This is a genomic window from Alteriqipengyuania triglochinis (assembly GCF_054655655.1).
Window position 1 is genome coordinate 659,351 of sequence record NZ_BAAHNC010000002.1, and the last position, 25,597, is coordinate 684,947.

Annotated in this window: 24 protein-coding genes; 12 read left to right on the top strand and 12 right to left on the bottom strand. The window is 64.9% G+C overall.

The features are described 5' to 3' along the window. Nucleotides 1-5 precede the first annotated feature (5 nt). From ACYQ0L_RS08985 to ACYQ0L_RS09000, 4 genes are all read right to left on the bottom strand, one after another. Nucleotides 6-659 carry a hypothetical protein gene (locus ACYQ0L_RS08985; RefSeq protein ID WP_459788751.1) on the bottom strand — a complete coding sequence of 218 codons (654 nt, stop codon included), beginning with the start codon at nt 657-659 and terminating at the stop codon, nt 6-8. Continuing rightward, entirely contained in the window at nt 656-1,642 is a 987-nt protein-coding gene (locus ACYQ0L_RS08990; RefSeq protein WP_459788752.1) for an ImmA/IrrE family metallo-endopeptidase, read from the bottom strand. The genes ACYQ0L_RS08985 and ACYQ0L_RS08990 overlap by 4 nt, the downstream gene beginning before the upstream one ends. A 63-nt stretch (nt 1,643-1,705) precedes the next feature. Then, entirely contained in the window at nt 1,706-2,431 is a 726-nt protein-coding gene (locus tag ACYQ0L_RS08995; RefSeq protein ID WP_459788753.1) for a hypothetical protein, read from the bottom strand. A 913-nt stretch (nt 2,432-3,344) separates the two neighbouring features. Further along, entirely contained in the window at nt 3,345-4,250 is a 906-nt protein-coding gene (locus ACYQ0L_RS09000; protein ID WP_459788754.1) for a FecR domain-containing protein, read from the bottom strand. On the opposite strand from ACYQ0L_RS09000, the gene ACYQ0L_RS09005 reads away from it, so the two are divergent. Beyond that, nucleotides 4,240-4,518 carry a hypothetical protein gene (locus ACYQ0L_RS09005; protein ID WP_459788755.1) on the top strand — a complete coding sequence of 93 codons (279 nt, stop codon included), beginning with the start codon at nt 4,240-4,242 and terminating at the stop codon, nt 4,516-4,518. The two genes, ACYQ0L_RS09000 and ACYQ0L_RS09005, sit on opposite strands and share 11 nt — an antisense overlap. Before the next feature lie 13 nt (nt 4,519-4,531). On the opposite strand, the gene ACYQ0L_RS09010 is transcribed toward ACYQ0L_RS09005, so the two are convergent. Then, the gene (locus ACYQ0L_RS09010) at nt 4,532-5,422 is read right to left on the bottom strand and encodes a LysR family transcriptional regulator (protein ID WP_459788756.1); all 891 of its coding nucleotides are present in this window, start codon (nt 5,420-5,422) and stop codon (nt 4,532-4,534) included. Nucleotides 5,423-5,599: 177 nt separating this feature from the next. Between ACYQ0L_RS09010 and ACYQ0L_RS09015 the strand changes: the two genes are divergently transcribed. Further along, nucleotides 5,600-8,605: a TonB-dependent receptor plug domain-containing protein gene (locus ACYQ0L_RS09015; RefSeq protein WP_459788757.1), complete on the top strand. Its 3,006-nt coding sequence runs from the start codon at nt 5,600-5,602 to the stop codon at nt 8,603-8,605. A 97-nt stretch (nt 8,606-8,702) separates the two neighbouring features. Continuing rightward, the gene (locus tag ACYQ0L_RS09020; RefSeq protein ID WP_459788758.1) at nt 8,703-10,649 is read left to right on the top strand and encodes a S9 family peptidase; all 1,947 of its coding nucleotides are present in this window, start codon (nt 8,703-8,705) and stop codon (nt 10,647-10,649) included. A gap of 28 nt (nt 10,650-10,677) precedes the next feature. Here ACYQ0L_RS09020 and ACYQ0L_RS09025 read toward each other — a convergent pair whose 3' ends face one another. Then, nucleotides 10,678-11,112, bottom strand: a complete 435-nt coding sequence (locus tag ACYQ0L_RS09025) for a DUF983 domain-containing protein (protein WP_459788759.1) — start codon at nt 11,110-11,112, stop codon at nt 10,678-10,680. 333 nt (nt 11,113-11,445) lie between these two features. On the opposite strand from ACYQ0L_RS09025, the gene ACYQ0L_RS09030 reads away from it, so the two are divergent. The 7 genes from ACYQ0L_RS09030 to ACYQ0L_RS09060 all read left to right on the top strand — a co-directional run bounded on the left by ACYQ0L_RS09030 (nt 11,446) and on the right by ACYQ0L_RS09060 (nt 19,000). Beyond that, the gene (locus ACYQ0L_RS09030; RefSeq protein ID WP_459788761.1) at nt 11,446-12,264 is read left to right on the top strand and encodes a glycoside hydrolase family 16 protein; all 819 of its coding nucleotides are present in this window, start codon (nt 11,446-11,448) and stop codon (nt 12,262-12,264) included. 103 nt (nt 12,265-12,367) lie between these two features. Beyond that, entirely contained in the window at nt 12,368-13,129 is a 762-nt protein-coding gene (locus ACYQ0L_RS09035) for a crotonase/enoyl-CoA hydratase family protein (RefSeq protein WP_459788762.1), read from the top strand. Then, entirely contained in the window at nt 13,129-14,277 is a 1,149-nt protein-coding gene (locus ACYQ0L_RS09040; protein WP_459788763.1) for a CaiB/BaiF CoA transferase family protein, read from the top strand. Before ACYQ0L_RS09035 ends, ACYQ0L_RS09040 begins: the two co-directional genes overlap by 1 nt. 87 nt (nt 14,278-14,364) lie before the next feature. After that, nucleotides 14,365-15,528, top strand: coding sequence for an acyl-CoA dehydrogenase family protein (locus tag ACYQ0L_RS09045; RefSeq protein WP_459788764.1), 1,164 nt, complete (start codon nt 14,365-14,367; stop codon nt 15,526-15,528). Between the two features lie 135 nt (nt 15,529-15,663). After that, nucleotides 15,664-17,643 (top strand): ATP-dependent zinc metalloprotease FtsH, encoded by a 1,980-nt coding sequence (gene ftsH / locus ACYQ0L_RS09050; protein ID WP_459788765.1) that lies wholly within the window; start codon nt 15,664-15,666, stop codon nt 17,641-17,643. A gap of 70 nt (nt 17,644-17,713) precedes the next feature. Next, nucleotides 17,714-18,109, top strand: a complete 396-nt coding sequence (locus ACYQ0L_RS09055; RefSeq protein WP_459788766.1) for a hypothetical protein — start codon at nt 17,714-17,716, stop codon at nt 18,107-18,109. 156 nt (nt 18,110-18,265) lie between these two features. Then, nucleotides 18,266-19,000 (top strand): 2OG-Fe(II) oxygenase, encoded by a 735-nt coding sequence (locus tag ACYQ0L_RS09060; RefSeq protein ID WP_459788767.1) that lies wholly within the window; start codon nt 18,266-18,268, stop codon nt 18,998-19,000. On the opposite strand, the gene ACYQ0L_RS09065 is transcribed toward ACYQ0L_RS09060, so the two are convergent. Further along, on the bottom strand, nt 18,997-19,926 hold the full coding sequence (locus tag ACYQ0L_RS09065; RefSeq protein ID WP_459788768.1) for a hypothetical protein: 930 nt from the start codon (nt 19,924-19,926) through the stop codon (nt 18,997-18,999). The two genes, ACYQ0L_RS09060 and ACYQ0L_RS09065, sit on opposite strands and share 4 nt — an antisense overlap. 210 nt (nt 19,927-20,136) lie before the next feature. Here ACYQ0L_RS09065 and ACYQ0L_RS09070 point away from each other — a divergent pair, with 210 nt between their 5' ends. Next, nucleotides 20,137-20,415: a hypothetical protein gene (locus ACYQ0L_RS09070; protein ID WP_459788769.1), complete on the top strand. Its 279-nt coding sequence runs from the start codon at nt 20,137-20,139 to the stop codon at nt 20,413-20,415. A 12-nt stretch (nt 20,416-20,427) separates the two neighbouring features. Here the strand turns inward: ACYQ0L_RS09070 and ACYQ0L_RS09075 are convergent, their stop codons facing one another. Both ACYQ0L_RS09075 and ACYQ0L_RS09080 read right to left on the bottom strand, forming a co-directional pair. Continuing rightward, the gene (locus tag ACYQ0L_RS09075; RefSeq protein WP_459788770.1) at nt 20,428-21,540 is read right to left on the bottom strand and encodes a DUF3667 domain-containing protein; all 1,113 of its coding nucleotides are present in this window, start codon (nt 21,538-21,540) and stop codon (nt 20,428-20,430) included. A gap of 71 nt (nt 21,541-21,611) precedes the next feature. Beyond that, nucleotides 21,612-22,334, bottom strand: a complete 723-nt coding sequence (locus ACYQ0L_RS09080; protein ID WP_459788771.1) for a hypothetical protein — start codon at nt 22,332-22,334, stop codon at nt 21,612-21,614. Between the two features lie 106 nt (nt 22,335-22,440). Between ACYQ0L_RS09080 and ACYQ0L_RS09085 the strand changes: the two genes are divergently transcribed. After that, nucleotides 22,441-22,674, top strand: a complete 234-nt coding sequence (locus tag ACYQ0L_RS09085) for a DUF3072 domain-containing protein (RefSeq protein WP_459788772.1) — start codon at nt 22,441-22,443, stop codon at nt 22,672-22,674. On the opposite strand, the gene ACYQ0L_RS09090 is transcribed toward ACYQ0L_RS09085, so the two are convergent. The 3 genes from ACYQ0L_RS09090 to ACYQ0L_RS09100 form a co-directional block, all read right to left on the bottom strand. After that, on the bottom strand, nt 22,671-23,402 hold the full coding sequence (locus tag ACYQ0L_RS09090; protein WP_459788773.1) for a ParA family protein: 732 nt from the start codon (nt 23,400-23,402) through the stop codon (nt 22,671-22,673). The two genes, ACYQ0L_RS09085 and ACYQ0L_RS09090, sit on opposite strands and share 4 nt — an antisense overlap. 187 nt (nt 23,403-23,589) lie before the next feature. Then, entirely contained in the window at nt 23,590-23,934 is a 345-nt protein-coding gene (rpoZ, locus tag ACYQ0L_RS09095) for a DNA-directed RNA polymerase subunit omega (protein ID WP_459788774.1), read from the bottom strand. Nucleotides 23,935-24,046: 112 nt separating this feature from the next. Beyond that, nucleotides 24,047-25,576, bottom strand: a complete 1,530-nt coding sequence (locus tag ACYQ0L_RS09100) for a replicative DNA helicase (protein ID WP_459788775.1) — start codon at nt 25,574-25,576, stop codon at nt 24,047-24,049. Nucleotides 25,577-25,597: the final 21 nt, after the last annotated feature.

The window sequence follows — 25,597 nt, forward strand, 5'->3', positions numbered from 1 at the left end:
TTTCGCTAGAAACCTTCGGGCGAGATAGTCTCGCATAAGATCGAAGGAGCGATCTTGCGCAGCGCACGAAGATAGCTTTCGAGCCCCGCCATGACATCGGCTGCATCGACCGCAGGTGAATGGCATGCGAAGCAGGCGGTGGCTGCAGCATCAACGCTAGGTTCGTTGCAGACAGCGCAGCGCAGCTCGTTGGCGTCGGCGAGGGCAAGAAGTGCAGCGAGCACGTGTTCGAGGGCCGCGATCCGTCCCTTGGCTTCGTCCCTACAGAGGTATTCGATTGCTGCGACCGCTCGTTTGTCACCGGTGAGCAGCCATCGCGCATCTTCGAGGAGGAGGATTGCGAGGAGTTGGCTTTCACCAGGATCTAGCTCGAGCGCCGCGTCGCTGGCCGCCTCTTCAAGCTCCGCAGCAAATGCTAATGCCTCCTCGCTCGGCTGGACGATCGCGCAGCCTTCGACCGCGACCTCGACGGCAGCTACAACGGCTGCCCGATCGTGGATACGTCGACTCTTCTTCGCCAGATCGCGCAACACAAACTTGGACACCGGAAGGATATGGGCAGGTGCCCAATCGCTTTCCTCGACAAGGTAGCCCTGCCGACCGTAGGCGCACAGCTTGAAGACGATGTCGTTGTCGACGAGCACAAGCGGTGTGGTCACAGGCCCAGGACCCTTTGGACCCAATCCCTGCTATCGCTACCCATCTCATCCCAAACCAGCTGGAGGGCAGCGATCTGGTTGATGTTCGAGCCGACATCGACGGGATCTGGCTCGAGGATGCTCAGGGCCTGCATCGCGGCCGGCCAAGCCTGTCTTTGGTAGCCGACGCATAGTGCGAGTGTGCCGGGATCGATCCGGTGCCGCGGCCCCACTTCTTGAACTGCTTTTGCCAACTCCGACCCGGAAAACCGCTTCGCATCGATACGAATATCGGGTTCAGGACTGCCGGTCAGCAGTTCCAATGCGAAACGATCGGCCTGTTCCTCCTGTTCGTCCATGCCGCTCTGCGATGCAGGATCTTCCATGTCCACGATAGCAGGTGCATCGCCCAGGTGTCCAAGCGCAGCGTGTCCGACTTCGTGGGCGAGAGTGAAGGCTGCCTGGGACGGATATCTAGATGAACGGGCAAGCAGCACAGCATGCCGGCCAGCGTGATGTATGATCATTGCATGCATCGATTTCGCATCAAGCGGAAAGACCTTCAGCTGGACCACCGGGACCCCAAGCCCCCAGCATGTGCTGAGTATTTCCCCGATCGCGACCAAAGGTTGCGTTCTAAGGATGGCCTCGCGCAGAATTTCAGCAGTCAATCCTTCCAGGCCGGGTCCTTCGGGCGCGCTTTGAACGAGCAAACGCCCCAAGGTCATACCGAAGGATGTGATCGCCGCTTTCTGTGTCTCGTCCTTGGTGGAAAGGTGCTTGAAAAAGGCCTCATCGTTCCAGACGAATTCGACCCGCTCGCCCAGCAGTGACTTGGCGGACAGCCCGAGCCTGCGCGACAGCGCAAAGCGAAGCTCCGCTTCTCCCGAAGGCTCATCGAGGAGGCTCTCGTCCCACCAGGACGGCCAAGCCGCGTCGACCGCCTCGCGGCTGAAGCCGGCATTGCGTAGTTCCCGTCTGAGGCGATGTTCCCTGCCCGCCATGCCCTCTATCCAGTCATCTACGCCGTCGCTGCTCCTTCGACCCCTGCTTCGCAAGCATCAGCCTTACAGAAGGCTTCCTTTGCTCTCTCTAAATCCGCTTCCTCGGATCTCTTGCGCGAGACGAAGCCATTCCTTGATATCGAGGTGTTCGGCCTCGGCCAAGCGCTTCAACAGGCGACTTGGCACGTCGACCGGATCGATCAGTCGGACCCAGTAGCTTCCATCGAGGTCAGCCTTCAGATTAGCTTCGTAATCGGTCTTTTCGGATGGTTCGGTCACTTGGCGCAGGAGGGCCGTAACTTGCGATGCCCCTACCGGCGCTCCCTTCCCCGAAGCGTTTCGATATGCATTGACGTCGAATGCTTCGCCGCTGGCAAGGGAAAGTTCCTCGCCCGATCGGCACATTAGCGCGTAGTGGGCGCGCTTCGCCCCCTTGGCGCTGTCGCCTCGACTAGTGACGATAGAATTTGCAGGCAGATCGCGCTCTACTCCCTCAGCGTCGATATAGCCTCGCCAAGCGACGACACGTGACGGCGCTACATCGACCTTCTTGGGTCGAGTCTTCATGATCGAAAAGACGACCGGCACGGGCTCGCGCAGGCGGGCGAGGGCGCTGATTGCAACCGATGGCGCGTTGCCCACTCCCCAAAGGAAGACCCCTTCGCCAGCTTTTCGCTCAAGCTCCTTCCGCGCGATTATGGCTTCTAGCCCCTGGCCGGCCTCGGCCTGCATGCGTGACCAGCACAAGAATCCCTCACTCTGGCCGAGTTTCGATGCATGCGATGCCATATAAAGCCTTCCCAGTCGTAGCCCAAAGCGTCCCACAAGGTAACGCACGTCGGACTCTGTGTGAAGCGAATTCATGGCAGAGATGCTGTGTATAAGGCCTGTATGATGGTGTGTCTCGACTGTTGACAGTCCTGTATTGTTCACCCAATCCATCCCGTATGGGGGGCGATCAGTCTTCAGCATGGCAACTGATTCCCGATCTCGATCCAACCGTCTGGACTCAGACGGTCGGTATCCGAGACCGCGGTCGCATCTCCCTACCGTCACCGGTGCGAGAGCGACTCTCGTGGGCCTCCTCGGCCAGCACCTTTCTTTCGATTCTGAATGGCGACGGATCGGTGGAAATCGTGGAGTGGAAACGGCAAGGGAACGCCGTCCGTGCTGCGATAAGGGAGAAATACGATGCTTTGCCTTCGGACAGGCGGGCAGCTTTCGCGCTGGCAGCGATGGACAGATTTATGCGGGTGAGTGGTGAAAAGGGTGGGAGGTTGACGCTTCCCGCAGTTCTAAGGACCCAGCTCGATCCCTCCGGCAGAGATTTCCTACGCCTGGTCGTGCGAGACGATCGTCTCCAGCTTTGGGATGACGAGGTCTGGAAGGCCGGGCGTGCCGACAGGATCGCGCAGCTCGAGAAAACAGGCATATTCTGAATGCTGCAGGCTCGGATGGCCGCCGCCACACCGCTTGAACTACGCCCGAGGGGTCCAATTTGGGGTTCGCCCAATGAGCGATGACGGCAAAAGCAGGCCATTACAAGGGTATGCGAGCAGCCTGTGATTCCTCTTCTGCACCATTTTCTCGCGACGATATAATTCGCCCGATTGCCTGAGGCGCCGGACCATCGCGGCTTAGGCTGCTGTTCCCGCGGACGTTGTGGCCCTCCTCGCCTGCGGTTTCATTCATCGCCGCGGCGTCAGCGATCGGAGGGCGCCGGCGCTGGCTCCGTTGCGGACTGTGCCTCGTTCCAGGCGATCACGTAGCGGTCTCCGGCGTCCTTTAGCGCCAGGCCCTTGCGATCCAGCTCGCTTCGCAGCGTCGCGACCGCATCGTCCAGGCCGAAGGCTCCGGAGATCGCGATGCTCGCCATGTCCGGGCTATCGAGCGTGAAGTTCCTGCCCGTCAGGCGGATCGATCCTTCGTTCAGTTTCACGCGGGTTTGCGTACGGTCATGGGCGACCTCGAACCGGGTGCCCGTTACCACCACGGTCACCTCGCCCGCCTCGACCGAAAAGCGGGTGCCGTTCTTGCGCACGTCGAACGCCGCCGTACCCTTAACAAGACGCGCCGAACGGGCATCCTCCTGCGACAGGACCAGGATGCGCGAGTTCGGCGCGAGGGCAATCTGCGAGCGGCCTTTCATGGCGATCTGTTCGGTCTCGCCGGCGGCGGCATGTTCCGCGTAGGCCGGGCGATCGGGCGGCATAACCACGACCACGGCGGCAATCGCAGCCGCAAGCGCGGCGGCCGCGCCCAACCCGCCGAGCGTGCGCGGCGCAAAAACGCGCCCGAGGAGATTCGCCAGCCGGGGCCGGGCCCGCTGGCTGGCTCCCGCATATTCGGGCGCGCGGTCCCACGCTTCGAGCGCGAGGTCCAGCGCGGCAACGTGCCGCACGTCCATCCGCAGCCAGTCGTCGAGTTCGCGCTTGCGTGCCGGCGTCAGTTCGCCCGCCTGGATGCGATCGATCGCGGGCGGGTCTCGATCAGCGCCAATCCTTACGCTCCGCGCGTCGAATTGACGGCGGATACGAATGGGGGATGGGGCTACCGACATGGCGATGGGGGACAACCGGCCCGCAACAGCCGAGACCGTGGCCTTCACCGTCCGCCTTCCCGGGGGCGACACCGCCGACGCCGCCTATTCGGTCGAGATCGTCAAGAACCGCCATGCGTTCAAGACGCCGGAACTCGTCGGCACCCGGTCGCTGACCTTCGCCGACACGCCCGAGCCGGGCCCGCGCTCCTATTACCGCGTCGGGGTGCTCGGCCCGGTTCAGGACCATCCCTCGGTCCCCTATCAGAAGAGCGCCGCGGGACAGACGGTGGCGCTTTCGAACTCGCTGTTCTTCAATTTCGGCAGGGGTGGCTGATCGATCGCGCCGGTCAGGCGTCGGCGGCGTCCCAGATGCGCTCGACCACCGGACGCGTGTTGGTGCGCGACTTGAAGAGCTTGATCTCGAATTCGGTCTGCCACGGGCCGGGTATCTCGCGCAGGTCCGGATCGCCGCCATGCGCGGTGACGGTGGATTCGGGCAGCCAGGCAATGCCGAGGCCGAACGAGACGGCGGTATGGACGCTTTCGGCGAGCGAGGCGCGGTACCGCGTTCGCAGGCGCGGGCGGAACGGCGCGCCGGCCAGCAGCTCCTTGACGAAGTACGACATCATCGCGGTGCCCGAATAGCCGACATAGGGGATGGGAGGGCCATCGGGGTTGTCCAGCTGCGGATCCTCGATGCTCGAATGGGCATAGGGCAGCAGCCGGTCGCGGCCGATGACCTTGTGCTCGAAAATGCTCGAATCGATCTCTTCGGAGCCCGAAGGCAGCCCGTAGCTGACGAAAAAGTCGGTCCGCTGTTCGCTGAGCGAGGACAGGTACTCCTCGACCGTCCGGGTCTCGGCAACGACCGACACCTCGAAGGTGCCGATCTTCCGGTTCAGCTTCCAGACAAAGGACGGCACGAAATACAGCGCCAGCGTGTGCAGCGATGCAATCGTGACCTCGTCGTGCGATTCGCGCGAAAGCGCCTCGGCCGCCGACCGGGCCTCGTGGGCCTGGGCGATGATCTCGCGCGCGGAGCCGAGGAATTCGGCACCTGCCGTGGTCAGACGAATGGGATGCTGCGAGCGGTCCAGCAGTTCCGCCCCCGCCCACAGTTCGAGAGACTTGATCCGCCGGCTAAGCGCCGACTGGGTGATGTGCCGACGGTCGGCTGCCCGCGCAAAGTGTCCCTCTTGGGCAACACATACCAAGTCTTCCAACCACCTCAGGTGCATAAGAGGAGTGTTTATCAAGGCGTTGCGTTTTTGTCATCGCCCATCGTGAATTTCGAATTTGCCCCTCGCAAGCCGGGTCGCCCTTAGTGATTGCAACGGAGTTACAAACTGAAGCGCTTCAGGCGTTCGAAAGTTTCATCCGTCTCCGCAAAATCGATCGGAAATGAGGGGGATCGAATGAAAAACATTTTGCTCGTTACGTCGTGCACGGGTGCACTGGCGATCGCGCTGGCGCCCGGCGTGGCCTTTGCCCAGGATACTGCTGCGCAAGACGATCCGGAAACGCTGGTGACCACGCCCGATCAGGACGTCGTGGACGCAGGCACCGAAATCACCGTGACCGGTTCGCGCATCCGCCGCTCCAACGCCACGGCGGCCATTCCCGTCCAGATCCTGGGGCGCCAGACGATCGAGGAAACCGGGTCGGTCGACCTGGCCGAGGTCGTCGCCGAAATTCCGGGCGTCGATTCCGATCTCTCGCCCGAGACGACCAATACCAGCGTCCAGAACTCGGGCATCAGCACGATCAACCTGCGCCGCCTCGGCAGCAACCGCACGCTGACGCTGATCGATGGCCGCCGCGCGATCTCCAACGCGGGCAATGGCGAACGCGTCAGCCTGAACACCATCCCCGCCGGCTTCGTCCAATCGGTCGAGGTGACGACGGGCGGTGCCTCCGCGATTTACGGTTCGGACGCGATCGCGGGCGTGGTGAACATCCTGCTGAAGGACGATTTCGACGGGTTCGACGCGAACCTGCGCTATGCCAAGCCGGAGCGGTCGGGCGAGCAGGAAATCCTCGCCGATCTCGCCTGGGGCCGCAATTTCGACGAGGGTCGCGGCAACATCATGGTCGGCTTCAGCTACGAGCATGAAGACGCGATCTACGCCGATGCGACCCGCCCGGATTCGATCCGCGCCGTATCGTGGGGCGTGCCGAGCGACATTGGCGGCTTCAACGATGAATCGCTGCTGCCGGGCTGCGACGATTCGGGCGCCTATTGCCTGACCCCCAGCCTCAGCTCCTACCTGCCCGGCGGGCGCTTCGAGTCCGACGATGCGTGGAACATCGGCGGCGTGTGGTACAACGATAAGTCGCTGCTGCCCGACGATGGCCGCACCCCTACCGAATCTTTCGAAAGCAATGTGGACGGTTACAACTACCGTCCCGGGCAAACGCTCTCGCCGGAATACGAAATGTGGTCGGGCGCACTCAAGGCCCGTTACGAGCTGACGCCGGACATCACCTTCGACGCAGGGGCGATGTACACCTTCATCAATACGCGCGCCCGCAGCTCCTCTGAATCGGCGATCTACGGCGATACCTATGCCGTGCTCGATGCCGACGGGAATGCGCAGTACGATGCCAACGGTGTCGTCATCGAAGCAGAGCTGCCGCAGATCGCTGCGGACCATCCGTTCATTCCCGATGCCGTGGAAGAGACCCGCTCGGGCACCATCAGCTGGTACCGCCGCTTCAACGAGCTGGGCTGGGACGAGAAGGACAACGACCGCAAAACCCTGCGCACCAATTTCGGCCTTTCGGGCAATGCCTGGGGCGACTGGCAGTGGAACGTCGGCGGCACCTACGGCACCTATAACCAGCACCAGCGCGACACGAACGAGATCGACCTTCAGCACCTGGCGAATGCGCTCGAGGTGACGACGATCGATGGCGCGGTCGTCTGTGCCAGCGAGACTGCGCGCGCCGAGGGCTGCGTTCCGATCAACATCTTCGGCGAAGGTTCGATCACCGACGCCATGGCCAACTACATCCGCTACAATGCCGACCTGCGGCAGGAGCGCGAGCAGGTGACCGGCCTCGCCAGTGCCAACGGCACGCTGGTCGAGCTTCCGGCCGGTCCGCTCAAGGCGGCAGCGGGTCTCGAATACCGTCGCGAGTACCAGCGCACCTGGGGCCAGGGCGGCGACAAGATCCTCCAGACGACCTCCACCGGCGTGCCGGATATCGAGGCGCGGTTCGACGTCGTCGAAGCCTTTGCCGAACTCGACATTCCGGTCATCGAATCGGTGTCGCTCCAGCTGGCGGGCCGCATTGCCGACTATTCGACCGTCGGCACGGTCTACAGCTACAATATCGGCGGCAGCTTCTTCCCAAGCCCCGACATTCGCTTCCGCGCGCAATATTCGCGCTCGCAGCGGGCGCCGACCCTGACCGAGTTCTTCTCTCCGCCGCGCGGCGACTACGATTCGCTCACCGATCCGTGCAGCGGACTGCTGCCGGACGGCACGGGGATCACCCCGCCTCCGGGAAGCGACGCGTCTGCATCGACGATTGCCATCAATTGTCTCGCAGAACCGGGCATCCAGGCCTACTTCGCCGATCCCGACAATGCCGGGCAGGCATTCACCACGGGCGGCAGCGTGTTCGGCCCCAACGCCGGCAACACGAACCTGCAGGAAGAAACCGCCGACACCTTCACGGCCGGCGTCATCCTCACCCCGCGGTTCATCCCCGGCCTGGCGCTGATCGTGGATTACTACGAGATCAACGTGAAGGACGCGATCGGATCGGTGTCGACCCAGCTGGCGACCGAACTGTGCTACACGGCCGAGAACTTCCCCAATAACCGCTTCTGCGACACGATTACCCGCAACCCGGCCAACGGGTCGGTCCGGCAGGTGATCAACCAGGCCGAGAACCTCGACCGGTACAAGACCTCGGGAATCGACACGACGCTGAGCTACGACGTCGAGTTTCCCGGCGTACCCGGCGATTTCGATCTCAACGTGATCTACACCCACTACCTGGAGGATTCCTACAGCTTCCAGGCGATCGACGGGCTGCAGGAAGAGGACACGCTCGGGATCATCGGCAATCCGCAGGACGAATTCCGCGCGAAGATCGGCTGGGGTTACGAAGGGTTCCGGGTCGCGTGGACCACGCTGTTCAAGAGCGGCGGTGTGGACGACAAGGACGTCGCCCCCAGCGATCCCGGCTATTACAGCGTCGGATCGCAGGCCTATCACAGCCTCTATCTCGGCTACACGCTTCGCCGTCGTCCGACCGTTCGCCTCTATGCGGGTGTGAACAACATCTTCGACGATCTGGGGCCGTTCCTGCCCAGCGGCCTCGATAACGGGGGCAGCCGCAACATCACGACGTCGCTGAACGATCTCGACGGACGCGAATTCTACCTGGGGGCGCGTTTCGCCTTCTGACGATCGACCTGCCGGAGAGCCGGGCACCTGTCGCCCGGCTCTCCATTCGATCATCCCGCTGAAAAATATGTAAAACCTGCCTGGAGGCTCCCCCGCCATGCGGTTGCTACTTTCCCTGTCGCTCGCCAGCCTTCTGATCGCCACCCTGCTGATCGCCAGCGTGCCTGCCACGGCACAGGAACGGCGCCAGTTCGGCGATCACCTGTTTCTCGAAAACGTGCCCCAGTCGGTGCTGTACGACGGGCGGGCGGTTTCCGGCCACATGCGGACGCGCAACAGCTATTCCGTGCGCGGCTGGACGCATGACGGCAGCGCGCTGCTGTTTTCCTACCGCGGCGACCTTTATCGCCGGTCGAGCGTCAAGGCGGACTACGTCAAGCTGCTCGACCTGCCGCAGCTCAGCCTGTCGAACGCGCAGCCCATGTCGGTCTGCGGGCGCGACGGATATGTGTTCACATCCGATCGCGATGGCGACGAATACAGCGCGGTCTACCTGACCGACGGCCGCTCCTTCGATGCGGACAAGGTCTCGCCCGGCCGCTCGCGGAACGTCTCGGTCATCATATCGGACGAACGCGACCGGATCGCCTATGCCAGCGCCGAGGCCGGCACCGGCGTGTGGCAGCTGATCGTCCAGCAAGGCTGCGCGCAAGAGGCACCGCGGATTCTCGCGCGCGGCACGGCGCCCTTCTATCCCGAAGACTTCAGTCCCGATGGCCGGCACCTGCTTGCCGAGGGCCCGTCGGACGACGGCTTCAAACTGTCCGAAATCGACCTCGAAACAGGTGAAGAGACCGTTCTTCTCGGCACCGATGTCAACGATTCCGCCTATTCCGCGGACGGCCGGTACATATTCTTCACCAGCAGCGCCTATTCCAATTTCATCGAGTTGATGCGGCTCGATCGCGAAACGGGCGAGCTGATTCCGGTGCTGAGCGATGTCGGCTACGATATCGACGCCATCGCCGTCTCGCCCGACCGCAGCCGCATGGCGGTGTCCTATAATCGCGATGGCCTGTCGATGATCCTGGTGATCGACATGAACCGGCTCGCGCTGATCGCCGGCCCGTCCGAGCGTTCGCCCGGCGTGGTTTCTGGGATGCGCTTCTCCCCCGACGGGGAGATGCTGGCCATGCGGGTGTCGCAGCCCGAAGTGCCGTGGCGTTCGGGCCTTTACGACTATCGCGCCGACAGCTTCGAACCGTGGACGGGAGGCTTCGTGCCGAACCAGGCGATGACCTCGCTGGTGCCCGAGCTGACGACTTACGAAACGTTCGACATGGACGGCGATGCCCGGCGGCGCATTCCGCTGCTCGCCTATCGCCCCTCGACCGCCTCGGCCGACAATCCCGCGCCGGTGGTGATCTTTGCGCATGGCGGCCCGGCGTCGCAGTCGCGCCCCAGCTTCAGCCGCTTCTATCACTACATCGTGACCGAGATGGGGATCGCGGTGTTGCGGCCGAACATCCGCGGCTCCGAGGGTTACGGCAAGGCGTTCGAGCGGCTGGACGAGACAACCCGTCGGCCCGATGCGATCCGCGATATCGGTGCCCTGCTCGACTGGATCGAGGCGCAGCCCGATCTCGACGCCTCGCGCGTGGTGATCGCGGGCGGATCGTACGGCGGCTTTGTGTCGCTGGCCTCGCTAGTGGAATATTCGGACCGGCTGAAGGGCGGAATCTCGCGCTTCGGCGTGTCCGATTTCGCGTCGTTCATGGAGAATACCGAGCCCTATCGGGTCGACAACCGCAGGCGCGAATACGGCGACGAGCGCGATCCCGAGATCGCAGCGTTCTTCCAGAAAATCTCGCCGATGCAGAACGCTCAGCGGATCACGGTGCCCGTCCTGTTCATCCAGGGTGGCAACGACCCGCGTGTGCCGCAGCAGCAGTCCGAAGACATGATCGCCGCGATCCGGGCCAATGGCGTGCAGGTGTCCTACGTCCTCGCCACGGACGAGGGGCACGGCTTCGACAAGAGCGAGAACAGCCGCATTTCCGACGGCGCGCAGATCGCCTTCCTGCGCGAGATGCTGCTGGACTGATCGGGCCGGCGCCTGAACCGCCCCCCGGTCAGTCCTCGCGCTTGTCGCGGTTCGCCTCGTCCTCCCGGGCGTGCATTTCGGCCCAGAGCTTTTCGGTGCCCGCCTCGACCGACCGATTGACGTACTGGGATGCCACCAGCCAGCCCTTGATGGGGCGCAGGGGCAGCAGGCAGCCGATCGTCATCAGCGGGATCGCCAGCGCCAGCAGGACGACAATCGGAGGATCGAACGCGACCTGGATCCACACCAGCAGGAACAGCAGCGGGAACGCGACGAAGGTCAGCGAGAAGAAGGCCGGCCCGTCGTCGGGCGAGGCGAAGCGGTAGTCCAGCCCGCAGACATCGCACCGATCGGCAACCTTCAGCCAGGACTTGAACATCTTGCCCTTGCCGCAGCGCGGGCACAGGCCCTTCCAGCCGGACTTGAAAATCCATGCGGCCTGTTCGTTCACTTCGAGTTTCATTCATCGCCTCCGGGCGTTTCTCGCGGGTCGTCGACCTGTGAATTCAGACGCAGGCTTCGTGGAGCGAATGGAGCTTTGGCTCAAGAAGCGCAATTGCGATGAAGTTCACACGCAATGCATCATACACAAGTCGGCGGCTCCGCTGCACCGCCGGCGGAAGGGTGCCTTCAGGGTTGACCTTGCCTCCGGACTTGCTGACTCAGACGGTATGCGGACGGCGAGTGCGCGCATCATGTCTTGGGAAAGGACATCAGCTTGAAAAAGATCTTCTCCACCTGTGGCGCAACGACGCAAGGGGCGACTGGCAGGCCTGTTCGGAAAAGTGATCGTGCGATGAGGGGCGCTTTCGCAGTCGTGGCGGCACTTGCTTTCGCGGCTCCCTCCACCGTCGCGGCACAGGCTGATGCGCTGGCCGAGGCAGGGGACGGCTACGAACTGGTCTGGGCCGACGAGTTCGAGAAGGACGGGCTGCCCGATCCGGACAAGTGGGTGTGGGACACGCACGCCAACCGCACCGGCTGGTACAACGAAGAGCTGCAATATTACGCGGATCGGCGCGCCGAGAATGCGCGGGTCGAGGACGGCAAGCTGATCATCACCGCGCGCAAGGAAGCGCTGCGGGACGAGGCGGACTGGGGCGGGCAGGAATATTCCTCCGCACGCCTCATCACCAGGGGCAAGGCCGAATGGACCTACGGCATGTTCGAAGTCCGCGCGAAGCTGCCCTGCGGGGAGGGCTCATGGCCCGCGATCTGGATGCTGGGCACGACCCAGGGCTGGCCCGACGGGGGCGAGATCGACATCATGGAGCATGTCGGCAAGACGCCCGCGGACGTGTTCGGCACGATCCACAACCGATCCACCGCCGGGACGTCCGGCGATGGCGGCAGCATCAAGGTGGAGGACGCCTGCGCTGCCTTCCACGACTACCAGATGGTCTGGACGCCCGATCTCATCACCATCGCGGTCGATGGCACGCCCTTCCACCGCTACCGCAATGCGGGCACGGGTAACGCGCAGTGGCCGTTCGACAAGCCGCAATACATGTTGCTCAACCTCGCCGTCGGCGGGGCCATGGGCGGCGCGGTCGATGATTGGATCTTCCCGATCCGGTTCGAGGTCGAGCATGTGCGGGTCTACCAGAAGCGCTGAGTTCGGCTGAGCGCGCGCGGGCCGGGTGGCCATCCGCGCTTGACCGTCAGGGCCCGGTTCTCCAGCATAGGTTGCAAACAGCCACTGTTGGGAGAGCGACATCATGAGCGAAGACCTTCTTACCGAGGTGAAGGACGGCGTCCTCGTCATCACCATCAACCGGCCCGACGCCAAGAACGCGATGAACAAAGCCGCGGCCGAGGCGATCGCCGCCGCGCTCGACCGGCTCGATGCGGAAGACGACCTGCGCGTGGCTGTGCTGACCGGCGCGGGCGGCACGTTCTGTTCGGGCATGGACCTCAAGGGCTTCCTGCGCGGGGAAAGCCCGATCGTCGAAGGGCGCGGCTTCGGCGGCCTGACCCAGAAGAGCCCGGCCAAGCCGATCATCGCCGCGGTCGAGGGTTATGCGCTGGCGGGCGGGCTCGAACTGATGATCTCGTGCGACATGGTGGTCGCCCACAGCGATGCCAAATTCGGCATCCCCGAGGTCAAGCGCGGCCTCATCGCGGCGGCTGGGGGCCTGATGAAACTGCCCGACCAGATCCCGCACAAGATCGCGATGGAGCTGGCGCTGACCGGCGATTTCATCGACGCGCCCCGCGCCTACGAGCTGGGCCTGGTCAACCGGGTGACCGATGGCAGCGTGATGGATGGCGCGATGGAGCTGGCGAAGGCGATCGCGGCCAACGGCCCGCTTGCGGTGAAGGTCTCCAAGCAGGTGATCGAGGAATCGCGCGGCTGGAGCCTCGAATCCCGGTGGGACGAGCAGGGCAAGCTGATGCCGCAGGTATTCATGAGCGAGGACGCGCGCGAAGGCGCGGCGGCCTTCGCCGAAAAGCGCGCGCCGAACTGGAAGGGCAAGTAGTGGCCGGCCCTCTCGCGGGGCTGCGCATCGTCGAATTCGCCGGGATCGGGCCGGGCCCGTTCTGCGGGATGATGCTGGCCGACCACGGCGCCGAGGTGATCCGCATCGACCGTGCGCGCGGGGGACGCGGCGGTTCGCAGCCGATCTCCAACAAGGATATCCTCGCGCGCGGGCGAAAGTCGATCGCGCTCGACCTGAAGAGCGAACAGGGCATCGCTCTGGCGCGCAAGCTGTGCGGCAGTGCCGACGGCCTGATCGAGGGCTTTCGTCCGGGCGTGATGGAGCGGCTGGGGCTGGGGCCGGACGTGCTCCTCGCCGACAATCCGAAGCTGGTCTACGGGCGGATGACCGGCTGGGGTCAGACCGGGCCCTATGCGGCCTTCGCGGGGCACGACATCAATTACATCGCGCTGGCCGGGGCGCTCGCGCATTTCGGGCGGGCGGGCGCAAAGCCGACGCCGCCGATCAACATGGTCGGCGATTTCGGGGGCGGGGGCATGATGCTCGCCTTCGGGATGGTCTCGGCGCTGCTCAACGTGGCGCGCGGCGGGCAAGGGCAGGTCATTGATGCCGCGATGACCGACGGCACGGCGATCATGATGAGCATGATCCGCGGCATGGCGAACCAGGGCCTGTGGCGCGACGAGGCGGGCACCAACCTGCTCGACACCGGGGCGCATTTCTACGACGTCTACGAGACGGCGGACGGCAAGTTCATCTCGCTCGGCAGTATCGAACCGCAATTCTACGCCGAACTGCGCGCGCGGCTGGGGCTGGCGGAAGATCCCGATTTCGATCCGCAGATGAACCCCGCGCAGTGGCCCGCGCTGAGCGCGAAACTGGTCGCGATCTTCAAGCGCAAGACCCGTGCCGAGTGGGACAAGCTGCTGGAACACAGCGATGTCTGCTACGCCCCCGTGCTGACCATGAGCGAGGCGACCGAGCACCCTCACAATGTCGCGCGCGGGACCTTCGTCAATGTTGCGGACAGCCCGCAGCCTGCGCCCGCGCCGCGCTATTCCGGGACCGCAACCGCAACGCCATCTCCCGCGCCCTTGCCGGGCGACGATACCGGGCAGGTGCTGGCGGATCTGGGCCTCGCCGAAGCCGAGATCGCGGCGCTGCGCGAGACGGGTGCGATTTCGTAACGCCAGGCCCGCCGCTCCAACTCCATTGCAGTTCGCAACCGATTTGATAGGCTCGCCTGCAAAACAAAAGCCTGGAGAGGATCCGACATGCCCGCAATCGACGTACCGCAGCCCGATTTCATGGATGACGAGGAAATCGCCATCTTCGCCGATGCGGTCGGCAAGTTCTATGAAAAGCACGCGCCCGAAAAACGCGTGCTCAAGTGGCGCGAGGAAGGGCAGGTGGAGCGCGAATTCTGGCGCGAGGCGGGCGAGGCCGGCCTGCTTGGCGCGTCGGTGCCCGAGGAATATGGCGGCCACGGCGGCGATTTCCGGCACGAGATGGTCGTGATCGACCAGCAGGCCGAACATGGCGTCGAAGGCTTTGCGGCCAGCCTGCACAACACCGTGATCCTGCCCTATCTCGTGCGCCACGGCACCGAAGAACAGAAGAAGAAATACCTGCCCAAGCTGGTCAGCGGGGAACTGGTCAGCGCGATCGCGATGACCGAGCCGGGCGTAGGATCGGACCTTCAGTCCATCACCACGACCGCGCTGAAGGATGGCAACGGCTACCGCATCAACGGCTCCAAGACCTATATTTCCAACGGCCAGACCGCGGACTTCGTGATCGTGGTCGCCAAGACCGACCCGAACGAGCGCGCGAAGGGCATCTCGCTGATGCTGCTGGAGACCGAAGGGGCCGAAGGCTTCCAGCGGGGCAAGAAGCTCGACAAGGTCGGGCTCGATGCGCAGGACACCTCGGAGCTGTTCTTCGACGATGTGTTCGTGCCCGCCGAAAACGTCCTCGGCGGGGAAGAGGGCAAGGGCTTCTACCAGCTGATGGGCGAGCTGCCGCAGGAACGCCTGATCATCGCGATGGGCGCGATGTCGACCATCGAACGCGCGCTGGAAGAAACGATCCGCTTCACCAAGGAGCGCAAGGCCTTCGGCAAGACGATCTGGGATTTCCAGAACACGCAGTTCACGCTGGCCGACCTCAAGGCGCGCGGCACCGCGGCCAAGATCTTCGTCAACGACTGCATCGCCAAGCACCTCGAAGGCAAGCTCGACGTGCCGACCGCCTGCATGGCGAAATACTGGGTGACCGAGCTGCAGGGCGAGGTGGTCGACAAGTGCCTGCAGCTGCATGGCGGCAGCGGCTATATCAACGATTACCCGATCGCCCGCATGTTCCGCGACAGCCGGATCACGCGCATCTTCGGCGGATCGAACGAGATCATGAAGATGGTGATCGCCCGCAGCATGTAGGCCGCTGGCGTCGGCGCGCTGCGCAGCACCTTGGGGGCGGATGGAAAGCCGCCCGCAGGGTCTGCAAAGGCGCGCGGAAACTTGTCATTCATCGCCCTGCGCTTACATTCAGGGGCGAAAGGACTCGTATCTAGCATGAGCGATCAGAAAAAGCCCGACGGGCAGGGGCCGGGCGGCCCCGAATCCGGTGGCCCCAATCCCTGGATTCGCAGCCTGATGATCTGGGGCGGGATTTTCCTCGCCCTGCTGCTGGCGGTGTCCATGTTCGGCGGGTCGACCAGTACGACCGGCACGCAGATCAGCTATTCCGATTTCCGCGACCGCGTGGCCGCGGGCACGGTGAAGGAAGTGCAGATCGCGGACGACCGCATCACCGGCACGCTCAAGAACGACGAGAGCTTCAACACCGTGCCGGTCAAGAACGATACCGGCCTGACCAAGCTGCTGGACGAGAACGGCGTGACCTATTCGGGCAAGCCGACCGAGCAGATGAGCATTTTCTGGGTGATCCTGATCCAGTCGCTGCCCTTCATCCTGATCCTCGGCATCGCGTTCTTCGCGCTGCGGCAGGTGCAGAAGAACGGTGGCGCGGGTGGCGCGATGGGCTTCGGCAAGTCCAAGGCCAAGATGCTGACCGAAAAGCAGGGCCGGGTGACGTTCAAGGACGTCGCGGGGATCGACGAGGCGCGCGAAGAGCTCGAGGAGATCGTCGAGTTCCTCAAGGACCCGCAGCGCTTCTCCAAGCTCGGCGGTACGATCCCCAAGGGCGCGCTGCTGGTCGGCTCGCCCGGTACGGGTAAGACGCTGCTCGCACGCGCGATCGCGGGCGAGGCGGGCGTGCCGTTCTTCACCATTTCGGGCTCCGACTTCGTCGAGATGTTCGTAGGTGTGGGTGCATCACGTGTGCGCGACATGTTCGAACAGGCGAAGAAGAATGCGCCGTGCATCCTGTTCATCGACGAAATCGACGCGGTCGGCCGTTCGCGCGGCCATGGCCTCGGCAATTCGAACGACGAGCGCGAGCAGACGCTCAACCAGCTGCTGGTCGAGATGGACGGTTTCGAAGCCAACGAAGGCATCATCATCATCGCGGCGACCAACCGCCCCGACGTGCTCGACCCCGCGCTGCTGCGCCCGGGTCGTTTCGACCGGCAGGTCGTGGTGCCCGTGCCCGACATCGAAGGGCGCGAGAAGATCCTCGACGTGCACATGAAGAAGGTGCCGCTGGCACCCGACGTGAACCCGCGCACCATCGCGCGCGGCACGCCCGGCTTCTCGGGTGCGGACCTCGCCAATCTCGTCAACGAAGCTGCGCTGCTTGCCGCTCGCCGCAACAAGCGGCTGGTCGCGATGCAGGAGTTCGAGGACGCGAAGGACAAGGTCATGATGGGTAGCGAACGCCGCTCCATGGTGATGACCGACGACGAGAAGAAGATGACCGCCTATCACGAGGCGGGCCACGCGCTCGTGTCGCTGAACGAGCCGGCATCGGATCCGATCCACAAGGCGACGATCATCCCGCGCGGCCGTGCGCTGGGCATGGTGATGCGCCTGCCGGAGCGGGACAATTACTCGTACCACCGCGACAAGATGCATGCCGACCTGGCCGTCGCCATGGGCGGTCGCGTGGCGGAAGAGATCATCTTCGGGCACGACAAGGTGTCGAGCGGTGCCAGCTCCGACATCCAGTACGCCACCTCGCTGGCACGCAACATGGTCACCAAGTGGGGCATGTCCGACAAGCTGGGCCCGCTCCAGTACGAGGAGCAGCAGGAAGGCTACCTCGGCATGGGGCAGTCCGCGCGTACGATGGGGTCGGGCGAGACTAACAAGCTGATCGACGCCGAGATCCGCGCGCTGGTCGAAGGCGCACACAAGCGCGCGACCCAGATCCTGACCGACAAGGAAGACCAGCTCCATCTGCTCGCGCAGTCGATGCTCGAGTTCGAGACGCTGACCGGCGACGAGATCGACCAGCTGCTCAAGGACGGCAAGCTGGACCGGCCCGACGAGCCCAAGGGCCCGTCCAAGCCGCGTTCGACCGGCGGTTCGGCGGTGCCCAAGGCGGGCAAGCGCTTCGGCGGCGAAGGCGGCGCGGCTCCCCAGGGGGCGTGAGCGCCGTTTCGGGGTCGTTCATCGCGCCAACAGCAAAAGCTCCGCCGACATCATTCGGCGGAGCTTTTTCATGCGTACGCAATTCTCGATCCTGATCGCCGCCAGTCTCGCGCTGGCCGGGCTTGCGGTGCCGGCCAGCGCCGGCCCCGCCGCCGTCAATGCGCAGGAATTCTACGTCGACGCGCAGGCCCTCCTGAAGAAGGGCGCGATGGCGATGTTCGACAAGCGGACAAAGCCGCGCATGGCGCAACTGAAGGCGGCAGGCGAGGCTGCGCGGTCCGACAACGAAGCCGCAACGCGCCGCGGGGCGCCGCTCTATTGCGTGAGCGATGCCGAGCGCAAGAAGGGCCTCGATCCCCAGAAGGCAATGGACCTACTGGGCGCGGTCCCCGAGGCGCAGCGTCGCCGGTCCACCCTGCGCCAGGCATGGCTGGCCGCGCTGGTCCGCAAATATCCCTGCGGTTGAGCGGCTTCGCGGATTGACCCGCACGGCGTGTGGATCCTACCTGCAGCGGACTAGACAGATTGCAGGATCGGGAAGACCAGAACATCGCCAACTCCAGCATCTTCAGTCGCTACTGCGCATCCGAACCCATCGCAGCGCCCCGGACCTTCATGCTCCATGGGCGAGGCGGGAGCGTGTCCCATTAAGTTCGCGCTGTCCCCCGATCTCGACAGCGCCGCGCTGGCCGAGGAATTCGCGGCGCGCGGGCGCGTGGTGATCGACGGTTTCCTTGCGGATGGCCAGGCCGAAGCGCTGCACGAGCTTCTGAAGGCGCGGCAGGACTGGAAGCAGGTGCTTAACAGTGGCGACAAGCTGGTCGAGCTAGATCGGGAGACGCGCCGCGGCCTCACCGGACAGCAGCGATCCGATCTCGACGATGCGGTTTACGCGGGCGCGCGATACGGCTTCCAGTATCGTTACGAGACGATACGCGTACCCGACGATGCGAAGGCGCGGCGCAAGAGCGACGACCCGCTCGCCGCCTTTGCCAGCTGGCTGTCGGATGGCGAACCACGGGCCTTTCTGCGCGAGGTGATCGGAGAGCCTGCGGTCCGTTTCGCGGATGCGCAGGCCACCGCTTTCTCACCGGGCGACTTCCTGACCGGGCACGACGACGCGGTGGAAGGGAAGAGCCGCTTTGCCGCCTATGTCCTCGGCCTGACGCCAGCCTGGCGCGAGGAATGGGGCGGCTTGCTGCTGTTCCATCCGGACGGAACGGACGAGGGACGCTTCCTGGTGCCCGGTCTCAACCGGCTGAACATCTTTGCCGTCGGCCAGCCCCATAGCGTCAGCCTCGTCAGCAAGGCGACGCCGGTGCGGCGCTACTCGATCACCGGCTGGTTGCGCAGCTAGCGCACCGATTCCAGCCAGCCGAGCGCGGCTTCGAAGCGCGCCGCGTGATGCCGATCAACCAGGGCATCCTGATCCTGCCGCGTGTCTGCGGAGAAGGCGCGCGACGGGTCCTTGGCGTCCTCTCCGGGCAGCTCGGCGCCTTCCCGACCATCCGGCGCGAGCCCCAGCGTTTCCCGTGCGAGCGCGAGAGCCGCGTCCGGCCGCCGGGTCAACGTTTCGAAATCGAGCCAGCTTTCTTGCGGGGCGAGCGTAGCGAACAGGTCTTCCTGCGCGCGATGCAGCAGCACGGTGGCCCGCGCGGCCTGATCGAGCGGATCGCGGTCCCGCGAGATGGCCGCCCGCAGATGTTCGGCCAGCACCGGATCGCTCGCAGCGAGCAGCTGCACGTGACGCAGGGCGAAGGCGATCCGCTCCCGCCCGCCACGGAAGACCGCGCGCAGGTAGGCCCACCGGTCCATCGTCATGCACACGGCATGCCGGGCGAGCTTATGCTCCGCGACAAGCGGGATAAGGGCATTCACCCAGTTCGAAGGCTTGATGACCACGGCCCGCCCATCGTCCCCTGCCGCGAGATGGGCGAGCGCGAAGGCGAGCAGGTCCACGAGCCTCTCCTGCCCGTGCGCCGCCACCAGCTGCGCCTGCTGGCTGGCAAGGTCGGTCAGCGCCTGCGGTTCGCGCAGGGCGAGCAGCCCGGCCTCGCGTTCGAGCATCCGCGTAAGCAGGGTCGAACCGCAGAAGCCGACATGGAAGATGATGCGCACCGGCCCGCCCTCCGGGCGCGTGCGCAGATCGAATGGGGAAACCGCCGCGGCCGACCAGAAGGTCTCCCGCCCGTCGAGGAAGCTGGCCCGTGCCAGCTCCGTCGCGCTCGTCTCGACCCACTGCGCCTCTTCGCGCAGACCGTCGAGGCGATGGAGGAAGCGCATGGGAAAGAGGTCTCCGGCGGGGATTGTGCGGCGCTGGAGCCGCTGGCGTCCGGCCATCTAGGGGCAAGGCTGCAGCGGCGCCAGCCCATGCGGGCCCTGAACCGGACGCCGGTCCGGCAGGGTGGCGGCGGACGATCGAAGAGGCGCGACCGGGAACCGTGGTCGCGCCAGAATGGTTAGGATTGCTCCATCAGTCCGGGAGTACCCTCGATGAAGCGTTCGATCACTGCGGTTCTGCTTGCCCTTGGCACCACTTCTCTCGCGCTCATGGGCTGCTCCGAACAGACGCAGCAGGATGCCGAGACCTTTGCCGAAGGCGCCGCTGCCGATACCGCCGCCAATGCCGAAGTCGTGCAGGAAAAGGTCGAGGACGCCGCGATCGTCGCCGCCGACAAGGTGAGCGAGGGTGCTGCCAACGTGCGCGACGACATGGCGGACGACGAGGCGTCGGAGCCGCCTGTAGACGACGAACTCGACGGGACGGACTGATCGGGCGGGCGGCTAGAACGCGCCCAGCACCACCAGGATGTAGATGAAGATCGAGGTGATGAAGAGGATCATCCACGACAGGACGATCGTGCGCCACGCCGCGCTGAAGCGCGAGACTTCGTAGGTTCCGCGCAGCTGCCGGTAGATGTGGACGAGCGGCCCGAACGTACCGACGAATGCCAGCCAGCCGAACGGCACGCCGACCTTGCCGAGCAGCGAGAGTGCGATGAACAGCAGCGACATGAACGCCAGCGAATAGGTGACGAAGACCGCGTGATCGTAGGCCTTGAAACGCCGCTTCCACGCAAACAGCAGCCATACGAAGGGTAGCGAGATCGGGATCAGCAGCCACGAGAATTTGTAGCTGCTGGCCTGCAGCTTGTAGAGCATCAGCTCCGGGTGCTTGCGCCACTTTTCGTTGAGCTTCTTGAACAGCGCGACATCCGTATCGCCGGTGACCGTGTAACCGCCGCGCGCCGCGTCCTTCCCGTCGCCGAGGATCAAGTTGCGGCCGCGGTCGATGCCGGCGATTTCCCGGTCGAGCTCGGCGATATCCGCTTCTATCTCCGCGATAGCCTCTGCGTCGGTCTCGCCTGCCTGTGCCTGGGCGAGGTCTCCGCGCCGTTCGCTCCGGTCCTCGACCAGCTCTTCGCGAACCTTGCCAAGGTCGTCGCCGATCTTGCCCATGTTCGCGCCGCCGAAATCGGCGGGCGTGGTGAAGCCGATCGCCTGGAAGATCGCGAACATCAGGAAGACGCTGAACAGGAACATCGCCATCGGCGAGACGAAGTCGGCCCGCTCGCCGTCGATATAGCGGCGGGTCAGCTTGCCGGGCTGCAGCGTCAGCAGCGGGAGCGTGCGCCACAGCTTGCCGTCGAGATGCAGCACGCCGTGGACCAGATCGTGGCCGACGGCGAAGAGCGTGCGGTGGAGGTGCGCGTGTTGCCCGCAGGTATGGCAGTGGGGGCCCATCAGCGCGGTGCCGCAGTTCAGGCAAGCCTGCTCCGCGAAATGACCGCTCGCGTCGGTCGGCGCGGTCGTACGCTCGCCGGTTTCGCGCTCGACTGCGCGTCCATACAGCCCGCCCTCCATCGCGGTGCCGAAGGCATCGGAAATATCGCTCATAAAATGGACCCTCCGCAGCTGTTTCTAATCCGCTCAGGCGACCGGGTCGAGGCTTCAGTGCGTCCCGGGGATCAGGGCAGGACCGCCAGCCGCAACAGAATCTCGCGCGCCAGCACCACCAGCACGGTCACGATGATGAGCAGCGGGGCCAGCCGCAGCAGGGCCGAGGTCCGATCGAGCCGGGCATGCAGGGCCAGCAGCCACGCATTGGCGACCACGATGGCGCTCACCAGCGGGGCGAGGACGAAGGGGGCGGGGGCGCCCAGTCCGTAGATCCCCAGCGCCAGACCGATCAGCCCGCCCGACACGCCGAGGCTGGTCGCCGCGAAAATGTCCGACCAGTGGGGATGCCGGTCCTGCGTCCCAGGGCAGGCGAGCCGCGCCGCCAGTGCCCCCAGCGGCGCCAGCAGCCAGCCGAGCATCCACAGCTTGCCGAGCATCGCCAGCACCGCCGCCGCGCCCAGTTCACTCGCGACCTGTTCGGGCGCGTCGGCGTCTTCGCGCCGCCATGCCAGGGCCGCCTGTTCGATGAAGAAGGCGGCCGACTGCGCCCGCTCGCGCCGTTCCTCGGCTGCCGCCCCCGCCTCGGGATCATCCGGCGTGGTCGGCGGACCGACGATCTCGGCCAGCGTGGCGCTGCTCGACGAGAGCGCGCCTTCCACCGCCCGGTCCTGCCCGATGGTACCCGCTGGCCTGCCCGCCAGATCGATCACGAGCAGCAGCGCCATTCCCGCGACGAGGATCGCGAGCGCCCGGATGACGGCGGAGAGATCGGAAGGGGCGGCATGTTGCATGGACGTTTGCATAGCGCGCCCGCCCCGCATGGACAGCCCCTCTTTCCTCATTCGACCACGGGAACGTAAAGCGAACATCGCTCGTTCTGGAGGAAAGGAGACCATCATGGATACGATCAACCAGCACCCCAAGGCGAACCCGGTATCGAATGCGGAGAAGAAGCCGGAAAACTGGACCACCGGCGACGAAGCGATGACCGGCGCCCAGGCGAGCTATCTCAAGACCCTGGCCGAAGAGGCGGGCGATCCGGAGGCTTTCGATCCCGAGCTGAGCAAGGCCGAAGCCTCGCTGCGGATCGATGCCCTGCAGGAAAAGACCGGACGCGGAAGCGCGGACTAGCCCTTCGCCAGCCTGCGCTCGACGTCGGTCCAGAGTTTCTTGAACGCACGGGCCGCGTCGGTGCGCGGCGCGAAAGCGCCGACCGGCGCGAGCCGGGTGGCGCACTGCTCGATCACGCTGGCGGCGGGGATCGCGGGCCAGCCGCTCTCGGCCTGCGCCGCCTCGCGGTGCAGCGTGCGGCGGCGATCCAGCATCGAGAACACCGGCATGATCGGCGGCGCCTTCTTGCCCTCCGCGCTCACCTCCTCGCGCACGGTGTCGAGCGCGCGGGCGGACAGGGGCGAGGGCGGGATGGGCACGATGACCAGATCGGCGGCGCGCACGATCTGGCTGGACAATTCGTTGAGCACCGGCGGGCAGTCGAGCACCAGCCGATCATAATCCTTGACGAGATCGGCGGTCAGCTTTGCAATGCGGTTCTTCTTGCCGATTTCGGCCAGCTGGATGTCGAGCGCGCGGATCGATTCATCGGCCGGCAGCAGGTCGAGGCGCGGATAGGCGGTCCGGCGGATCAGCTTCGCGGGATCCATGTCCCTGCTGATGACGCTGGTGACGCGTTTCTTCTTCCTGGGATCGACCCCCAGCAGGAAGCCCGCGCCGCCCGCCGCGTCGAGATCCCACAGCAGCGTGCGCCGGCTCGACTGGCTTGCCGCGCACCACGCCAGGTTCGCCGCGAAGGTCGTCTTCCCGACCCCGCCCTTGACGCTGTAGATCGCGACCACCGCCATATTCGCTGTCCTCCCTTGAGCGCGCGGTGAAGACGCGCGGGTGTTGCGCCTTCATTACATAGCGCGGTTTTCCCCCCGCAAAAGCGGCCCTCGAACAAGCCGCGTCGTGCAGCGTGCCCAAACGAAAGCGGGGCGGAACCTCCCGAGAGGTCCGCCCCGCTTTCGCTGGAAACCGGATCGCTGAAGATCAGCCTTCGTAGTCGCCACCCACCGAGGTCGAGCGGGTCGGGGTCGCGGCGGTCACGCGCAGCGCCTCGGCCGACTGGCTGAGCGAGCCGATTTCATCGACCTCGTCGTCGTCGTCCGGCAGGATCTTCTGCAGGTTGGTGACCATGCTTTCCTGCAGTTCCTTGGGCTTCACGGTCTGCTCGGCAATTTCGCGCAGCGCGACGACCGGGTTCTTGTCACGGTCGCGGTCGAGCGTGATTTCCGCCCCGCCCGAGATTTCGCGCGCGCGCTCTGCGGCCAGCAGCACGAGATCGAAGCGGTTGGGAATCTTGTCGACGCAATCTTCAACGGTAACGCGCGCCATAAGCGAAGGCACTCCATGCACTTAAATTTCGGGATCGAAGTAACCTATAGGGGCTCGCGCCGCGATTTTCAACGTGAATCCCGTGCGTGGCCCTGCGCCCGGTCCTCGACCCCTACTCTTCCCCGAAGTCCGAATAGTCGCGGTACGTGGGGGAGCTGAACTTAGTGTATTCGCTCTGGAAGATCAGCGGCACGTTGCCGGTGGAACCGTGACGCTGCTTGGCGACGATCAGCAGCGCCTTGTTCACCAGCTTCTGATGCTCCTCCATCCAGTCCTGGTATTTCTGCGCATCGTCGGGCGATTCGGAGCCGTCGGGCACGTTGGGCATCTGCGCCTTGTGGTAATATTCGGCGCGGTAGATGAACCACACCATGTCGGCGTCCTGCTCGATCGAGCCCGATTCGCGAAGGTCGGCCAGCTGCGGCTTCTTGTCCTCGCGCTGCTCCACCGCACGGCTCAGCTGCGAGAGCGCGATGACCGGCAGCTCCAGCTCCTTCGCCATGGTCTTGAGGCCACGGCTGATCTCCGAAATCTCGTTCACGCGGTTGTCGTTCGCGCGGCCCGAGCCCTGCAGCAGCTGCAGGTAGTCGACCACGACGAGGCCGATCTTGTTCTTCCGCTTCAGCCGCCGCGCGCGCATCCGCAGCGCATCGATGGTGAGAGCGGGGGTATCGTCGATATAGAGCGGCAGGTCGGCAAGGCGCTGGCTGGCTTCGGAAAGCCGGGTAAACTCGTCGCGCCCGATATCGCCCGAACGCAGCTTTTCCGAACTGATCTCCGCCTGTTCGGCGAGGATACGCGTGGCGAGCTGGTCCGCGCTCATTTCCAGGCTGAAGAACGCCACCGGCGCGCCGCCCGAGTCGGGCCCGCCGTCGCGCATCTGCTTGAGATATTCGTAGGCGGTGTTGAACGCGATATTGGTGGCGAGCGAGGTCTTGCCCATGCCCGGACGCCCGGCGAGGATCACGAGGTCGGAATTGTGCAGGCCGGCGGTCTTCTCGTCGATCGTGGCGAGGCCGGTGGTCCGCCCCGACAGGCCGCGATCCGAATTCATCGCCTTCTGCGCCAGCTTCAGCGCGGCGATCGAGGCATCCTTGAAGGTGCTCGCGTCGCTGCCGATGTTGGTCCCCTCGGCAATCTCGTAGAGCGCGGCCTCGGCCTTCTCGATCTGCTTGAGCGGTTCGACCGTTTCGGACGTGTCGAGCGCGCCGCCCACCAGCGTGCGGCCCACCGTCACCAGTTCGCGAAGCAGCGCGAGGTCGTAGATCTGTTCGGCCAGCTGGCGCGTCGCGAGCAGGCCGTGGCCGTCCGCCGTCAGCCGCGCGAGATAGGTCGTCCCGCCCAGCTGCTCCAGATGTTCGCTGCCTTCGAAATAGGGCTTGAGCGTCACCGGGCTCGCGGTTGCGCCGCGTTCCATCATGGTCAGCACGCGTTCCATGATCAGGCGGTGCGCGGGCACGAAGAAATGATCGGGCCGCAGCGGGTTGGGCAGTTCCTCGTAAACCGAATTGTCGATCAGCACCGCGCCCAGAAAGGCGGCCTCCGCCTCCACGTTAGACGGCAGGGCGCGGCCCGTCTCGGGCGCGGTATCGGGCTTCGAATCGGATGCGGCAGGGGCGAGGAGCAGGGCGTCGTCGGACATTTGCCGATCAATGTGCGAAGG

Coding starts and splice junctions, on each gene's coding strand:
- ACYQ0L_RS09025 (WP_459788759.1), bottom strand. CDS start 11,112: ATGAAACTCGAAGTGAACGAACAGGCCGCATGGATTTTCAAGTCCGGC.
- ACYQ0L_RS09015 (WP_459788757.1), top strand. CDS start 5,600: ATGAAAAACATTTTGCTCGTTACGTCGTGCACGGGTGCACTGGCGATC.
- ACYQ0L_RS09065 (WP_459788768.1), bottom strand. CDS start 19,926: ATGCGCTTCCTCCATCGCCTCGACGGTCTGCGCGAAGAGGCGCAGTGG.
- rpoZ (WP_459788774.1), bottom strand. CDS start 23,934: ATGGCGCGCGTTACCGTTGAAGATTGCGTCGACAAGATTCCCAACCGC.
- ACYQ0L_RS09075 (WP_459788770.1), bottom strand. CDS start 21,540: ATGAGCGATATTTCCGATGCCTTCGGCACCGCGATGGAGGGCGGGCTG.
- ACYQ0L_RS08995 (WP_459788753.1), bottom strand. CDS start 2,431: ATGGCATCGCATGCATCGAAACTCGGCCAGAGTGAGGGATTCTTGTGC.
- ACYQ0L_RS09045 (WP_459788764.1), top strand. CDS start 14,365: ATGCCCGCAATCGACGTACCGCAGCCCGATTTCATGGATGACGAGGAA.
- ACYQ0L_RS09010 (WP_459788756.1), bottom strand. CDS start 5,422: ATGCACCTGAGGTGGTTGGAAGACTTGGTATGTGTTGCCCAAGAGGGA.
- ACYQ0L_RS09055 (WP_459788766.1), top strand. CDS start 17,714: ATGCGTACGCAATTCTCGATCCTGATCGCCGCCAGTCTCGCGCTGGCC.
- ACYQ0L_RS09100 (WP_459788775.1), bottom strand. CDS start 25,576: ATGTCCGACGACGCCCTGCTCCTCGCCCCTGCCGCATCCGATTCGAAG.
- ftsH (WP_459788765.1), top strand. CDS start 15,664: ATGAGCGATCAGAAAAAGCCCGACGGGCAGGGGCCGGGCGGCCCCGAA.
- ACYQ0L_RS08990 (WP_459788752.1), bottom strand. CDS start 1,642: ATGGCGGGCAGGGAACATCGCCTCAGACGGGAACTACGCAATGCCGGC.
- ACYQ0L_RS09070 (WP_459788769.1), top strand. CDS start 20,137: ATGAAGCGTTCGATCACTGCGGTTCTGCTTGCCCTTGGCACCACTTCT.
- ACYQ0L_RS09035 (WP_459788762.1), top strand. CDS start 12,368: ATGAGCGAAGACCTTCTTACCGAGGTGAAGGACGGCGTCCTCGTCATC.
- ACYQ0L_RS09060 (WP_459788767.1), top strand. CDS start 18,266: ATGGGCGAGGCGGGAGCGTGTCCCATTAAGTTCGCGCTGTCCCCCGAT.
- ACYQ0L_RS09020 (WP_459788758.1), top strand. CDS start 8,703: ATGCGGTTGCTACTTTCCCTGTCGCTCGCCAGCCTTCTGATCGCCACC.
- ACYQ0L_RS09080 (WP_459788771.1), bottom strand. CDS start 22,334: ATGCAACATGCCGCCCCTTCCGATCTCTCCGCCGTCATCCGGGCGCTC.
- ACYQ0L_RS09030 (WP_459788761.1), top strand. CDS start 11,446: ATGAGGGGCGCTTTCGCAGTCGTGGCGGCACTTGCTTTCGCGGCTCCC.
- ACYQ0L_RS09085 (WP_459788772.1), top strand. CDS start 22,441: ATGGATACGATCAACCAGCACCCCAAGGCGAACCCGGTATCGAATGCG.
- ACYQ0L_RS09090 (WP_459788773.1), bottom strand. CDS start 23,402: ATGGCGGTGGTCGCGATCTACAGCGTCAAGGGCGGGGTCGGGAAGACG.